Origin of the sequence: Flavobacterium sp. F52, assembly GCF_000278705.1 — a bacterium.
GTDB classification, from domain to species: domain Bacteria; phylum Bacteroidota; class Bacteroidia; order Flavobacteriales; family Flavobacteriaceae; genus Flavobacterium; species Flavobacterium anhuiense.
Window position 1 is genome coordinate 53,571 of sequence record NZ_AKZQ01000040.1, and the last position, 15,552, is coordinate 69,122.

At 32.3% G+C, this 15,552-nt stretch carries 13 protein-coding genes; 8 read left to right on the plus strand and 5 right to left on the minus strand.

Going from position 1 to position 15,552, the window contains the following annotated elements; genetic code table 11:
- Positions 1-180 precede the first annotated feature (180 nt).
- Complete coding sequence (gene ccsA / locus FF52_RS21550) at positions 181-3,402, plus strand: cytochrome c biogenesis protein CcsA (protein ID WP_008468946.1); 3,222 nt, start codon at positions 181-183, stop codon at positions 3,400-3,402.
- Positions 3,403-3,472: 70 nt separating this feature from the next.
- On the opposite strand, the gene FF52_RS23250 is transcribed toward ccsA, so the two are convergent.
- The 3 genes from FF52_RS23250 to FF52_RS21565 all read right to left on the minus strand — a co-directional run bounded on the left by FF52_RS23250 (position 3,473) and on the right by FF52_RS21565 (position 5,628).
- Positions 3,473-4,207 (minus strand): DUF3667 domain-containing protein, encoded by a 735-nt coding sequence (locus FF52_RS23250; protein ID WP_008468947.1) that lies wholly within the window; start codon positions 4,205-4,207, stop codon positions 3,473-3,475.
- 102 nt (positions 4,208-4,309) lie between these two features.
- The gene (locus tag FF52_RS21560; RefSeq protein ID WP_008468948.1) at positions 4,310-5,098 is read right to left on the minus strand and encodes an anti-sigma factor domain-containing protein; all 789 of its coding nucleotides are present in this window, start codon (positions 5,096-5,098) and stop codon (positions 4,310-4,312) included.
- Entirely contained in the window at positions 5,098-5,628 is a 531-nt protein-coding gene (locus FF52_RS21565) for an RNA polymerase sigma factor (protein WP_008468949.1), read from the minus strand. The genes FF52_RS21560 and FF52_RS21565 overlap by 1 nt, the downstream gene beginning before the upstream one ends.
- A 787-nt stretch (positions 5,629-6,415) precedes the next feature.
- Between FF52_RS21565 and FF52_RS21570 the strand changes: the two genes are divergently transcribed.
- Entirely contained in the window at positions 6,416-7,003 is a 588-nt protein-coding gene (locus FF52_RS21570) for a glutathione peroxidase (protein ID WP_008468950.1), read from the plus strand.
- Positions 7,004-7,149: 146 nt separating this feature from the next.
- Here the strand turns inward: FF52_RS21570 and FF52_RS21575 are convergent, their stop codons facing one another.
- Together FF52_RS21575 and FF52_RS21580 are read right to left on the minus strand one after the other, a co-directional pair.
- The gene (locus tag FF52_RS21575) at positions 7,150-7,647 is read right to left on the minus strand and encodes a GNAT family N-acetyltransferase (RefSeq protein ID WP_008468951.1); all 498 of its coding nucleotides are present in this window, start codon (positions 7,645-7,647) and stop codon (positions 7,150-7,152) included.
- A 15-nt stretch (positions 7,648-7,662) separates the two neighbouring features.
- A complete protein-coding gene (locus tag FF52_RS21580; protein WP_008468952.1) occupies positions 7,663-8,838 on the minus strand; it encodes a thioredoxin family protein in 1,176 nt (391 codons plus the stop codon).
- Positions 8,839-9,015: 177 nt separating this feature from the next.
- Here FF52_RS21580 and menD point away from each other — a divergent pair, with 177 nt between their 5' ends.
- The 6 genes from menD to FF52_RS21610 all read left to right on the plus strand — a co-directional run bounded on the left by menD (position 9,016) and on the right by FF52_RS21610 (position 15,538).
- Positions 9,016-10,677, plus strand: coding sequence for a 2-succinyl-5-enolpyruvyl-6-hydroxy-3-cyclohexene-1-carboxylic-acid synthase (menD, locus tag FF52_RS21585; RefSeq protein WP_008468953.1), 1,662 nt, complete (start codon positions 9,016-9,018; stop codon positions 10,675-10,677).
- A gap of 84 nt (positions 10,678-10,761) precedes the next feature.
- Entirely contained in the window at positions 10,762-11,103 is a 342-nt protein-coding gene (locus FF52_RS21590; RefSeq protein WP_008468955.1) for a DUF2853 family protein, read from the plus strand.
- Positions 11,104-11,275: 172 nt separating this feature from the next.
- Positions 11,276-12,130: a S1 RNA-binding domain-containing protein gene (locus FF52_RS21595; RefSeq protein WP_008468957.1), complete on the plus strand. Its 855-nt coding sequence runs from the start codon at positions 11,276-11,278 to the stop codon at positions 12,128-12,130.
- An 808-nt stretch (positions 12,131-12,938) separates the two neighbouring features.
- On the plus strand, positions 12,939-13,772 hold the full coding sequence (locus FF52_RS21600) for a 1,4-dihydroxy-2-naphthoyl-CoA synthase (protein WP_008468959.1): 834 nt from the start codon (positions 12,939-12,941) through the stop codon (positions 13,770-13,772).
- Positions 13,773-13,866: 94 nt separating this feature from the next.
- Positions 13,867-14,829 (plus strand): 1,4-dihydroxy-2-naphthoate octaprenyltransferase, encoded by a 963-nt coding sequence (gene menA, locus FF52_RS21605; protein ID WP_008468961.1) that lies wholly within the window; start codon positions 13,867-13,869, stop codon positions 14,827-14,829.
- A 31-nt stretch (positions 14,830-14,860) separates the two neighbouring features.
- Positions 14,861-15,538: a metal-dependent hydrolase gene (locus FF52_RS21610; RefSeq protein ID WP_008468963.1), complete on the plus strand. Its 678-nt coding sequence runs from the start codon at positions 14,861-14,863 to the stop codon at positions 15,536-15,538.
- Positions 15,539-15,552 lie beyond the last annotated feature (14 nt).

Here is a 15,552-nt window from a genome sequence, read left to right on the forward strand (position 1 = left end):
TTTGACTAAAAATAAATTATCAAAAAATGCATATCGATTTTGTAAGTTTAAACTTTCTATATTACCAATTCGTTTAAAAAATAGCTTTTATTTTTGGTTTTTATTAACAAAAGGCAAAGCCTGCTAATCAACATTTTTAAGTACTTTTGTCGCACTTTTATACAATGTAATCCCTAAAAAATGGATAAAAAAATATTCTCTTTTTTGTTTTCTACACGATTAATGGCCGTTCTTTTTTTAACATTTGCAATTGCAATGGGTGTTGGTACTTTTATCGAAAGTAAATACAATACCGATACGGCTAGAATACTAATTTACAATACTTGGTGGTTTGAAGCGATTATGGCCATCTTTATGATCAATTTCTTCGGAAACATCAAAAAATACCAATTGCATAAAAAAGAAAAATGGGCAACGCTATTATTGCACCTTGCTTTTGTTTTTATCATTTTAGGGGCTTTTATTACTCGTTATATAAGTTATGAAGGAATGATGCCAATTCGCGAAGGCGCGGCAGAAAACCAAGTTTATTCAGACAAGACCTTTTTAACCATTTTTGCAGATGGTGAATATAAAGGCGAAATGAAAAGAAGAGTTTTTGAAAAAAGCCTTTTACTTTCTCCTGTAACCAATAATGATTTTAGCATTTCAGGTAAATTCGATGAAACTCCTTTTGAAGTTACCTATTCTAACTATATTATGGGAGCCAAAGAAGTGGTAAAGCCAGACGCCAACGGAACTTTATACCTTAAATTGGTTGAAGCTGGAGCGGGCGGAAGAGAAGAACATTACCTTAAAGAAGGAGAAGTTCAGAATATCCACAATGTTCTATTTGCTTTAAATAAGCAGACAGACGGTGCAATTAATATTAATACTACTGGAAAAGAATATACTATTCAAACTCCTTTTGAGGGTGAATTTATGCGAATGGCAGATCAGTTTAAAGGAAAAGTTACAAAAGATAATGTACAGCCTTTAATGATGCGTTCTCTATATAGTATTGGAGACATCAGAATTGTATTTCCAGAGCCTCCATTGAAAGGAAAAGTAGATTACGAATCTAATAATGACTTTAAGGCCAAATCTCATAGAGATGCTTTAGTTGTAAAAGTAAAAGCAGAAGGACAAGAAAAAGAAGTAATGCTTTTCGGTAATAAAGGACAAGTTGGAGAAGCTAAAACGGTAAAAATTGGCAATATTGAATATTCTTTATTTTATGGAAGTAAAGCTTATATTTTACCTTTTAAAGTAAGATTAAACGATTTTATTGCGGACAAATATCCAGGAACAGAGAAAAGTTATTCTGCTTTTAAAAGTAAAGTAACTGTTTTGGATTCTACAGAAACTTTTGATGCCGATATTTTTATGAACCACGTTTTAGATCATAAAGGATATCGTTTCTTTCAGTCTTCATTTGATCCAGATGAAAAAGGAACTGTATTATCGGTAAATCATGATTTCTGGGGAACTAACATTACTTATTTAGGTTATTTTCTATTATACATTGGTTTAATGGCTATTATGTTTACTAAACATTCTCGTTTTGGCGATTTGAAACGCAAACTTGATGCTATTCAGAAGAAAAAAGAAAAACTAATTACCATTTTGGTTTTATTGATTGGTTTGAATGGTTTTGCACAGCAAACACCTCATGTTCATTCACACGATCACACCCATAACCATGCACATTCTGCAGATCCAAATGATCATGCCAATCACGTTACGGCTCCGCCAAGTCAAAAACAATTAGATTCGTTATTGACTATATATAAAGCGCCAGAAGCTCACGCGGCAAAATTCGGTCGTTTGATTATTCAGGATGCTGGAGGTAGAATGAAGCCAATTAATACGTTTTCATCTGAATTGCTTAGAAAGGTAAGTCATAAAGATACCTACAACGGAATGAATTCTGATCAAGTATTCTTGTCTATGACGCAATATGCGCAGGTTTGGATCCAGATTCCATTAATTTATATCAAATCAGGAAACGATAGTATTCGTAAAATTATCGGAATTGATTCAAAAGATCAGTATGCGCCATTTGTAAAATTCTTTGATGAGCAAGGAAATTATAAATTATCTCCATATTTAGACGAAGCTTATAAAGCGGCAAATCCGAACAATTTTGAGAAAGATTTTGTTGAGACAGACAAAAAAGTCAACTTAATGGAGTCTGCTTTGAGTGGGCGTATTTTAAAAATATTTCCTGTTCCAAATGATCCAGGAAACAAATGGGTTTCTTATTTAGAACGTGACAATGCAGGTTTTAAAGGAATGGATTCAACTTATGTACAACAAATTTTGCCATTATATTTTAGTGCTTTAAATAATGGTTCTATTCAGAAAAACTTTGATACAGCCGATAATTTAGTAGAAAGCATTAATGGTTTCCAAAAGAAATTTGGCTCTAAAGTTAGGCCAAGCGAAGATAAAATTGATGCTGAAATCGCTTACAACAAGTATGATGTTTTCAAAGTATTGCCTTATTGGTACATTACAGCGTCTATTCTTATGCTAATGTTTACTATCCTTAGTATTTTCTTTGAGAAAAAATGGCTTAGAATTACTGTAAATGGTTTCCATGCTATTGTCGGGTTATTATTTGTAATTCATACGTTAGGATTAATTGCACGCTGGTATATTTCGGGTCACGCACCGTGGAGTAATGCTTACGAATCGATTGTTTATGTGGCTTGGTCAACAATGTTCTTCGGATTGGCTTTTGACAGAAAATCAAAACTTACTGTGGCTTCATCTGCGTTTGTTACAGCAATGATTTTGATGGCCGCATACATGAACTGGATTGATCCAGAAATTGCAAACCTGCAGCCAGTTCTTAACTCATATTGGTTAATGATTCACGTTGCAGTAATCGTTGCAAGTTACGGTCCGACTGCTTTAGGAATGATCCTAGGTTTTGTGGCTCTTTTATTAATTTTCTTTACGAATGATAAAAATAAAGCCAAAATGGATTTACACATTAAAGAAGTAAGTTACATTAACGAAATGGCTTTGACAATTGGTCTTATCATGCTGACTATTGGAAACTTCTTAGGCGGACAATGGGCCAATGAAAGCTGGGGACGCTACTGGGGATGGGATCCAAAAGAAACTTGGGCTTTAATCTCGATTATGGTTTATGCGTTTGTAATTCACGCTCGTTTTGTTCCAGCTTTAAGAGGAAAATGGTTCTTTAATTTAATGAGTATGTATGCGTTTGTTTCTATTTTGTTTACGTATTATGGGGTAAACTTCCACTTAGTAGGTTTACACTCTTACGCAAGTGGTGAAGCACATTCGTTAAACTGGATTTATTACTGCTTAATTACGATTTCTATAATTGGTGCTGTTACTTATCCAAAGTATAGAAAATACTATAAAACCAAAAAAGTAAAAAAATAATAATTTGTAATAATTATTAATTCAGACAAAAAAGGTTCAACGCGATGTTGAACCTTTTTTTATTACTTATTTATACAGGCAATTTTCCTAAAACAGCCATCACGGTTGCTGCAATGATGAAGAAACAGATTAAAAACACAATGTGGCTTAAAATGCTTAAAAAGAAAGCCTTTATTCTTGATATTTTATTAAAAAACTGAATGTTTGTCCAGAAAATCAATATAAGACCAATGATATAAACCGCCGATGAAAATTTTTGAATATGAGGCGTGCCATTAAAATAAAAGAGTACCGGGAAAGTTAGAATCTGAACAAAAAGGCGTTGAGAAGCTTTAAATGTATTTAATACAAAAAACTCAAAGTAATTGTAACCTTGTTTTCTAAAGACAACATAAGTTCCGATTGTGTAAATCGGAATTGTCGCAATGGTAATCCAAGAATAGTGGGTTGCGACCCATTCGTTAAACTTATTGAAATTTACAGATCCCTCATCTGTATTAGGAAACATATTAATATGGAAAAAATGATATAAAACGCCATACAGCGCAGCTAAAACCACAACCAAAGATAACGGTTTGAAATGTCGAACTCTTTTGCCTTCAATAAACTCACGGATAGAATGTCCAGGTCTTGTAAATAATTGTTTTAAAGAATATAAAATTCCTTTATCAAAATGCAATAAACCATGCTGAATATCGTGCCACAAAAAATGAGCATTTATTTTATGCGTTTCTGCAGGTTGTCCGCAATTGTTGCAATAATGACCTTTGAAAATCTGATGACAATTTTTACACATTATCTCCATATAATTCTCTGATTAATTGTTTTGGAATTTATCAAATTAAAAATAACAAAAAACGCATATTAAATCTAATATGCGTTTTAGCTTTTTATGAAAGATTAAATTTTAAACTTTCCCTAAAGTATAAAGCTGTTCCATTGTTGGAGTCAAACTTCCACCGGCTGGTTCCAAAGTAATTCCGAAAGCTTCTGCTGAGTCGGTTTGGCTGACAGTAAAGATTTTCTGAGAATTTCCCTCAAAATTATCCAGCAAACCAATACTTGTTGGTGTAAGAACAGGACTTAATTTTAAAGACCAAACCTGATAAACCATTCCCTTTGGCGGAGTAGGCAATCCAGCCGCATCGATATACGTCGTTTTGGTTTCCTTATTCCAATATACTTTTGCATAAGATTTTGGCGATACTGCCTGACCGCCGAGTGTTACTCCAGTGTTTTTAATATCTCTTACAATGCTTAAGTTTTTCTCGGTCTGTTTATTCTGCTGATTTAAAAAAGCATATTCACGCTCAATTTTATTCTTTTCATTTCCAACAGTAGAGATAGCTTCTTTTGTTTTAGTCAATTCTAAAGTCTGATATCCTAAACCTAGCAATAATAATACTGCTGCAGCCCAGCCCCCATATTGAGACCAGTTTGAAGCAGGTTTCATGTCGACTACTTTTCCGTGTTTAAGTTCAAGACGAGCTTTAATTTTTTCGAAATTTTCTACAGAATGAAATGGAGAAAAACTCGAAGAAAGCGCTATTACAGCTTTTTCTATAGAAATAATTTCGTGATCTACTTCAGGATTCTTTTTAGCCAGTTCAGCAATTTCAAGATTTTCTTTTTCACTTAATAAGCCATAAACATACAGCTCTAAAATTCCTGATTCTATATATTCTTGTGCTTCCATTATATCTTCAAATAATTACGTAAATCGTTAATACAGTTTCTGTTTTGCGTTTTTATAGTTCCCAGTGGCATTGCCAATTCTTCTGAAGCTTCTTGCTGGGTATATCCTTTAAAAAACAATAAATTGATTATTTCGATACATTTTGGTTTTAGTTTTTTTACAAATTCTTGAATTCCAATTGCATCTAGTTTATGACTCAATTTATTGCTCTCATCTAAAAGATTTACGAAATTATCTGATGAAAGGTTTTTTTGGCTGTTATTAAAATCTTTAGAACGAAGTTTATCGATCGAGGTATTACGAGCGATATTAAGAATCCAGGTATAAAATCGTCCTTTACTTTCATTATAAGAATCTATGTTTTTCCAAATTTTGACAAAAACATCCTGAAGTACATCTTCTGCCTCTTCGCGATTCTTGATTAGCACATGAATGACTGAAAACAAGCTTTTTGAATACATATCATACAAATGTGTAAAAGCTTTTTCGTCTTTTTGGTAAATTAAAACTAACAGTTCTTCTTGACTCATAGATTTGGAATTTAAAGTTTAAACATTAAAAGTTAAAGTTTATTCGCTAACTGTTATAAAGGTAAATTATTTTTTTTTGATTTTTTTGATTTTTTTTTGTAGTTCAAAACCTAGGAAAATAAAGGGTTTAGAAAAAAAATGAATTTTTTCTCACTTTTTTTAAAACCAAAATAAATCCAATTACGTAAATGATTTTAATAACATGAGAAAGACCTTATTACAGTCATAAAATTTGAAATAAACTGTTGTTAGAACATTACTAAGGACTTATGGATAGCAAAATAATAGTTAAAATATTAATAGTGGGCTTAACAACAGTTTTATCACTGACCATATTTACTGAAAAAGACTTTCTAAAAGATGTCTTGTGTATTCGCGTAAATGTATGTGATTCCAAAATTTATGGCTGAGCCAAATTTGAGTATGAAAAATAACAAAACATAAATACTGTATAGTTGATGTGCTCGGACTTCCAACCGAAGATTTTTTAATATGTCTCGGCTATTTAGGATTTAATTTTACATTGATACAAGCCATTTTAAGATTTTTAAGAGACGTTTGACATATGGGGGATAAACGATTTTCGACATAACCGAGTCATCAACTATAATTTATAAAAGATTGCATAATAATTAATTCATGGTTTGATTTGTTTGTATGGGGGGAAGCCTAACGTCTGATTAACGTTAGGCTTCATTTTATTATTTAACTTTTGATTAGCAAAAATTAAAGGCCTAAAATAGTTTTTGTGAAATGGATTTTAGCTAATTTTATAAAAAATTAAAAGATGAAAAAAATACTTTTTATGCTATTTGGAGCAGCAGTTTTATCTGCAACAGGATTAAATGCTCAAACCAGTAATAACAAATTATCTAAAAAGGATAAAACCATGGCAAAAGAAACAATCTACCAATTTAAAGTAGAAGATTTATCAGGAGACACTTTTGACTTTGCGTCTTTAAAAGGCAAAAAAATCATGGTTGTCAACACGGCTTCAAAATGCGGTTTAACGCCTCAGTATAAAGATTTAGAAGCAGTTTATAAACAATATAAAGATAAAGGATTTGTGATTGTTGGTTTCCCTGCAAATAACTTCGCATCTCAGGAGCCAGGAACAAATAAAGAAATCGAAACATTCTGCCAGCAAAATTATGGAGTTTCTTTCCCAATGATGAGCAAAGTTTCAGTAAAAGGAAGCGATATGTGTGATGTCTATAAATTCTTAACTGAAAAATCAAGAAACGGTCTACAGGATTCTGAAGTGGAATGGAATTTTCAGAAATACTTAATCAACGAGAAAGGAGAATTGGTAAAAGTAATTAAACCAAAAACTCTAGTGACAGAGCCAGAAGTTATCAATTGGATTAAAAGCTAAATTAAAAAAAAACACAAATTTGAATTTTCAAATTTGTGTTTTTTTTTGAGCTTCAAAGTTGCAAAGATACAAAGAGACAGAGTTTTTAAAATAATCATTGCGAACTTTGCGCAATTCTTTGTGCCCTTTACGGTTAAGTGTTAAGGTTAAACTAAAATAAGCTGCATAAAAACCAAATCCAACCAATGGTCAAATTTATAGCCAACTTCGCGAATTGTTCCTGTAGCTACAAATCCGAATTTTTCATGAAAAGCAATACTTCCTGCATTATCGGCATCAATAGCGCCAATCATAACATGATATCCTTGTTCTTTAGCTAAACGGATTAATTCTGTCAAAAGTTTAGAACCGATTCCTTTTCCTATTATATTATCGACCACATAAACAGAATGTTCAACAGTATATTGATAGCCTATCTTTTCTCTAAACTGTCCATAACTTCCAAAACCAACCACTTCACCATCTAAATCGGCTACAATTACAGGAAGGTTTTTAGCCATTTTATCCTCAAACCATTTTGTTTGAACTTCCAAAGTCTGGATTTCATAACTATAATTGGCAGTAGTGTGTAAAATGGAATGATTTACAATTTCTAGAATTTTTTGCAAATCGTTTGTCGTTGCAGGTCTTAATATAATGCTCATCGGTAATATGAAAAATTATTTGGTATTCAATTCAGCTAATAAAGTGTCCACTTCTTTAGAGTTCCAGTCCATTTCTTTGGCAATGGCTTTGGCATTTTTGGCGTATTCTAAAGCTTTCTTTTTGTCTTTTATTTTATTGTAAAGCTTGGCTTCAAGTAAATTTCCGTCATACGAATTATTTAATTCTAAAGAGCGATCTACCCAGAAAATGGCTTTTTTTAAGCTTTCTTTATCATTAATATGTTTAAAATAAATGTTTCCGATATCTTTTAAAAAGCTCGCATCATTCCAAACCAATTTTTGGGTACCTTCGAGCGTAACTTTTTTGTAAAAGTCCCATTTTTCGGTTCTTTCTGCCAATGTCAAATCATATTTAAAAACTAGAGAATCTGTTTTTTGCAATCGAATTGATTTGGCAACTTCTCTTTGTTTGTAATAGTTTACAGTATCTAAATTGTCAACCAAAGGACGAAGCAACTCATTTACAATACTTTCAATTTTACGGTCAACTCGATTTTGAGATGCAACACCTGCAAACTCTTTCTGATGATTTAAAACATACTGAAATTCTCTAGATTTAATATCGGTTACACCATTTGCAATAACACGCCAATTTAATTCACTAACCAATTGCTTGTCTGTTTGAGTATTCAGATAAATATGCGTTGGTATTGACAATTCTGTTCTGTCTTTTCCTTTTCTTAAAGTATTTAAATAATAAAAGAACTTATCTGAATTGCTTGGATCTGCAAGAAATTGTTTTTCTAAATATGGCAATTGTGTTTTCGGATTCAAAGCATTGTTGAGCTCGTTCAAAAATTCAGGCTTTTTCATTTCGCCTTTCAATGCATAAATCAAAGTTTCATTACTATCAAGAAATAAAAAAGTTGGAAGCGATTTGGTACTGAATTTATTTTTTAATGCAGTTCCTTCTTCTTTTTCAATATTTTTATAAATGCAAACAAAGTTTTTGTTCAAAAATTCCATCACAGCAGGATCGCTCAAAACTTCCACTTTCATTAAATTACAATGCGGACACCAATCTGCATAAAGCATAACAAAAAGCGGCTTTCCTTCTTTTTTTGCATTTTCTAAAGCCGTTTTATATGGAACGTCAACAGGAACAAATTGATTCTGAGAAGTTATGGTTTGAAAAGTAACAGATAAAAAAAGTATAAATAAGAAACGCATATTAGGTCAGGCTTTTATTAATTATTCGATTTTACAAATATATTCCCTTTTTCGGGAAAGAGCCTTAATATATTCCTAATTATAATACAAATCAAGTGCGAAGTTTGTAACTTTGTAAGCAAGATGAAGAAAAATCAAAATAGAAGATTTTCTTTAAAAAAGTAATACACGACCGGAATGATTTACCCCAAAATAGCGCTTGCACAAAGCATTATCGAAATTTTATCTGCCAAAGGCATTGTCAATATTATAATTTCTCCTGGATCTAGAAATGCACCGTTAACTATCGGATTTGCTCAAAATCCAAACTTCAACTGTTACAGTATTGCAGACGAGCGTTGTGCCGCTTTTTTTGCTTTAGGAATTGCACAGCAAACCAAACAGCCAACTGCTATAGTTTGCACTTCAGGATCAGCTTTATTAAATTATTATCCTGCTTTGGCAGAAGCGTTTTACACTCAGATTCCATTGATTGTAATTTCTGCTGACCGTCCGCAGAGCAAAATTGATATTGGCGACGGACAAACCATTCGTCAGGAAAATGTTTTTGCTAATCATTCTGTTTTTAATGCTAATTTAACTGAAGAAGCATCAGAAGAGAACGATTTAAAAATCAATCTGGCAATTGAAACGGCAATTCTTAAAAAAGGTCCAGTGCATATTAATGCGCCTTTTGAAGAACCGCTTTACGAAACAACAGAAGAGCTTTCTGTACAGCCAAAAATTACAAATCCAAAGCCAGAAGCTTTTCCATTAATGATAAAAAATAATGAAGAAGTAATTTCTGTTTGGAATACTGCAAAACGAAAATTAATCTTAGTTGGAGTTAACGAAGCGAATACAATTGATAAAGAAATTATTGAAAATTTAGCTTCAGATCCATCTGTTGTCGTGCTTACAGAAACGACTTCAAATCTTCATCACGAAAGTTTTATCAATTCAATAGATACTTTAATTACGCCTTTTGATGATTTTGATTTTAAGAAATTTAACCCTGAAGTATTGGTTACTTTTGGTGGAATGGTGGTTTCAAAAAGAATTAAAGGATTTCTGCGAAAATACCAACCAAAACATCATTGGCATATAGATACTTTGCGTGCTTATGATACATTTGGTGCATTGACCAAGCATTTTGAGATGCAGCCAAATGATTTCTTTAAAGACTTGCTTTCAAAAACATCTTTTGTAAAAAGTAATTATTTTAATAATGTAAATACGGTTTACCAAACAAGATTAGAGAGAAGAAAAGACTATTTAAATAAAATCGAATTTTCAGATTTTAAAGTTTTTGAAAAAGTAATTGAATCATTGCCTAAAAACAGCATGTTGCAGATTAGCAACAGTTCTGCTATTCGTTATGCACAATTAATTGATATTGACAATTCTATTCAAGTCTTTTGCAATAGAGGAACAAGCGGAATTGATGGAAGCACTTCTACAGCAATCGGTGCATCGGTTGGAAGCGAAAAACAAACCATTTTTGTTACTGGAGATATAAGTTTCTTATACGATAGCAATGCTCTGTGGAACTCTTATATTCCTAAAAACTTCAAGATTATTTTAGTTAATAATGGAGGAGGAGGAATCTTTAGAATTCTTCCTGGTCATCAAGAAAAACCGGTTTTCAATACCTATTTTGAAACTTCGCATAAATTGACTGCTGAGCATTTGGCAAAAATGTATGGTTTAAACTATATAACAGCTCACGATATTCAATCATTAGAAAACGGAATTCAGTATTTGTACAGTTCTAATGAAGTTCCGTGTATTCTAGAAATTTTTACACCAACAACTGAAAATGACCTTATTTTAAAACAGTACTTTAAATACTTATATTGATTGAAAGAAAATATTTGTTAAAATTATTGTTTTAAAGCTTACTTAATTATACATTTGGTCTATTATTCACCAATTTATATAATTATGAGCACAAGAGAGGATTTAATTAAAAAGTACACAGCTGATTTAAAAGAAAAATGCGGAATCACAGCTGATGAAGATTTATTGACAAAGGTTACAATTGCTTGCGGTCCGTCAATTTATAATGATGACGCTTCTACAGTGGCTTCTTCGCAACAATCAGAATTGGATACAGTAAAAAATAACTTTTTAATCAAGAAATTAGGTTTAATAGATGGTCCTGATTTGGATAAGGGAATTGATGCCGTTATGGAGAAATATGGAAAATCTAACAGACAAAAGTATAGAGCGGTAGTATATTACTTGCTGACTGTACACTTTAAAAAAGAAAGTATCTTCAAATAATCTAAGTTTGATGTAACTAAAAAATCCCTTTATAAACATATGTTTATAAAGGGATTTTCTCATTTTTCCCTACAAATCAAGTTTTGTTAAAATTAATTTCTTTGTACCGCGCCAAACTTCGTACCTTTGCGTCTCAGAACTTAGCAGTTCGACTGCTTAGAAACTTATAAAAATGCTAGAAATAGGAAAATACAATACGCTAACTATATTACGTGATACCAAAGTTGGTTTATTTTTAGGAGATCCAGAAAATGATCCAGATGGAGTTCACGACGTTTTGCTTCCAAATAAATATGTGCCAAAAGTATTTGAAATTGGCGAAGAATTAATCGTTTTTGTTTACTTAGATCACGAACAGCGACCAGTTGCGACAACTTTGGTTCCATACATTTTATTGAATGAATTTGCTCTTTTACGTGTAAACTACATCAATAATGTCGGCGCATTTATGGACTGGGGAATGGAGAAAGATATTTTGGTTCCGTTTAAAGAACAGGCGCGTCCAATGGAAAAAGGGAAACGCTATTTGGTTTATTTATATATGGACAAACAGACGAATCGTTTGGTGGCTTCGAGCAAAACCAATCAATTTTTGAGTAACGATACGTTGACGGTTGAAAAAGGGGAAGAAGTCGATTTGATAGTTTCTCATATTACCGATATGGGAATCAATGTTATTATAAATGAACGTCATAAAGGTCTTTTATACAAAGATGAAGTGTATGATGATTCGATAAGAACTGGAGACAGAATGCGTGGGTATATCAAAAATATTCGTCCTGACAATAAAATTGATGTAGCACTTCAGGCTCAAGGTTTTGAAAGCATTGAACCTAATGCCGAAAAAATATTAAGCGAACTGAGAGCTAGCAGAGGGTTTCTTAGATTGAATGACAATTCTCATCCTGAAGATATTAAAACCGTTTTGAAAATGAGTAAGAAATCATTTAAGAAAGCAATCGGAGCTTTGTATAAAGAAAAATTGATTGAAATTAAAGAAGACGGGATTTATCTTGTGAAAGAATAAAAATCTAGAAATTCCAATATTTAAAATTCCAAATTTCAAGACTGATTCAACACAATCCATTGGAATTTGGAGTTTAAAATTTGGAATTTATTTTGCGCTAGCAAAATTATTATAACACAAAAGGCTGCTCATTACAAGCAGCCTTTCGCTTTTTATTCAGTTTTAAAAAAAATTGTAATTAAAAAAAAACAGAAATAAAATAATTCGAGTCCATCTCAGAACAATAGCTTTACGAATTTTAGAAATTATTCCATTGATGGGTATGTCTTTTAAATAATAAATGTACCTATCTCAAAAGCAAAAAAATAAATTTCACGGCTCATCCATTGGTTTATAAAATAACTTTTAGAAAGTGCGAATTAGTACTTTTTTCCTCTTTTCGTTATCATTTCTATACTAATTATAGATACAATTCTAACATTTAACCTTAGGTGTTACTTTTTTCTTTTTGAAGTTTCGACAAACACATAAATCATTTGCTCTTTTAATTGAGGTTTGTTTGTGAAAACCCTAAAAAAATGAGCGACAAATTTTTTAAATTTTCTCAAAAAAATCATTTTTTAGGTTAATAAATCAGTGAAAGAAAATCAATCTGGAATCATTGAAATATTTTGTATCTCATTGATTTCTAGGCTGTAAAATTAAATATTATTTTTCTAAACTAATGTTAAAAAATGTTATTTTTTGTAAGTAAATACTAATTGTTAACATTGCACATCAATTTAGCAAAGACTTAAGGCAGATTGAGTAGGTAAAGTAGTAAAAATGCTTTATTTTTACCGTATAATTATTAAAACAAAAAATCAAAATGGAATGGATTACAGCCAGAGAATTTGAAGATATAACTTATAAAAAATGCAACGGAGTAGCAAGAATTGCCTTTAACAGACCAAATGTTAGAAATGCATTCCGTCCTAAAACTACTTCAGAATTATACCAAGCTTTTTACGACGCGCAAGAAGATACTTCAATCGGAGTTGTTTTGCTTTCTGCTGAAGGACCTTCAACAAAAGACGGAGTTTATTCTTTTTGCAGCGGTGGAGATCAAAATGCACGTGGACATCAAGGATATGTTGGAGATGATGGACAGCACCGCTTGAATATTCTAGAAGTGCAGCGTTTAATTCGTTTTATGCCGAAAGTGGTTATTGCTGTTGTTCCAGGTTGGGCTGTAGGTGGCGGACATAGTTTGCATGTAGTTTGCGATATGACGCTTGCCAGTAAAGAACACGCCATTTTTAAACAAACTGATGCAGACGTAACTAGTTTTGATGGCGGTTACGGATCGGCATATTTAGCTAAAATGGTGGGACAAAAAAAAGCACGTGAAATCTTTTTCTTAGGAAGAAATTATTCTGCTCAAGAAGCTTTTGAAATGGGAATGGTAAATGCTGTAATTCCTCATGACGAATTGGAAGCTACTGCTTACGAATGGGCTCAGGAAATTCTTCAAAAATCACCAACCTCTATAAAAATGCTAAAATTTGCAATGAACTTAACAGATGACGGAATGGTCGGACAACAAGTTTTTGCAGGAGAAGCAACTCGTTTGGCTTACATGACCGAAGAAGCTAAAGAAGGAAGAAATGCTTTCTTAGAAAAAAGAAAACCAAACTTCGGTGAAAATAAATGGATACCTTAATAATTTTAGATTTCTGATTTTAAATTTTCAATCTATAATTTTAAATCAGAATATAATAATCTAAAATATATATTCTAAAATCTAAAATTAAAACATGAAACATTGGATTGAAGCCGCTAGATTGCGCACATTACCTTTATCAGTTTCCGGAATTATAGTTGGGAGCATTTATGCTTTGTCAAATCCAACCGAAACTATCAATACGCCAACTGAAGTATTCAGCTGGAAAGTTTTTGGTTTTGCCTTATTGACAACATTAGGATTACAGGTTTTATCCAATTTTGCAAACGATTATGGAGACGGAGTAAAAGGTACTGATAATGCAGATCGAGTAGGGCCGCAACGTGCTATTCAGAGTGGTGTTATTACGCCTCAGGCAATGAAAAAGGCCATTATTATTACGTCATTTTTGACTTTGCTTTCTGCAATCATATTGATCTATTTTGCTTTTGGGAAAGACAATTTCGGATATTCTATCTTTTTTCTTCTATTAGGAATCGCAGCTATTGTAGCGGCAATTAAATATACCGTAGGTAATTCAGCGTATGGCTATAGAGGATTAGGAGATTTATTCGTTTTCATTTTCTTCGGATTAGTGAGTACTTTAGGCGTTAACTTTTTGTATGCAAAAGAAGTTGATCCGCTTTTAATCCTTCCTGCGGTAGCAATCGGATTGTTAAGCGTTGGAGTTTTGAACCTAAACAATATGCGCGATCAGGAATCTGATAAAAAATCTGGAAAAAACACAATCGTAGTACAGATTGGAGCTCAAAATGCCAAAAAATATCACTTTTTCTTGATTATTACGGCAATGGTTTTGGTGGTTGCATTTGCTATTTTAAGCGATTATAACTTTGACCAATACTTATTTGTACTCGCTTATATTCCGTTGACAAAACATTTAATCACGGTTTACAAAAATCAAGATCCAAAATTATTAGATCCAGAATTAAAAAAACTGGCATTGAGCACATTTTTGCTTTCTATATTACTTACAGTGTGTATGATTTCGCTAATTTCAGACATTATTGTAAACCTCTTTTTAGGAGGAAGATAAAAACAAATGTTTAACTTAAAAAGGTAAAAAAATGAAAATTACATACTACGGACACGCTTCATTAGGAATTGAAGTAGGAGGAAAATACATTATTGTGGATCCATTTATTACCGGAAACCCGCAAGCAGCATCAATCAACCTTAGCACAATAAAAGCCGATTATATTTTACTGACTCATGCACACCCTGATCACGTTTTAGATGTTGAGGCCATTGCTAAAAACACGAATGCAGTTATTGTCTCTAACGCTGAAATTGCAAGCTACTATGCCAAAAAAGGATTCAACTCACACCCAATGAATCATGGCGGAAGCTGGAAATTTGATTTCGGAAAAGTAAAATATGTAAATGCCATTCACTCAAGCAGCTTTCCTGAAGGTTCTTACGGAGGAAATCCTGGAGGTTTTGTTATTGAAGGCGAACATAAAAATATCTACATTGCCGGAGATACAGCATTGACGTATGATATGAAATTGATTCCGCTTCGCACAAAACTGGATTTAGCGATTCTTCCAATCGGAGACAATTTTACAATGGATATTGAAGATGCTATTATTGCATCAGATTTTGTAGAATGCGACAAAGTTTTAGGATATCATTATGATACTTTTGGCTATATCGAAATCAATCATGAAGAAGCAATTCGCAAATTTTTCGATAAGGGAAAAGATTTAATGCTTTTACCAATTGGAGATTCGATTGAATTATAATTGTCATCCTGAGC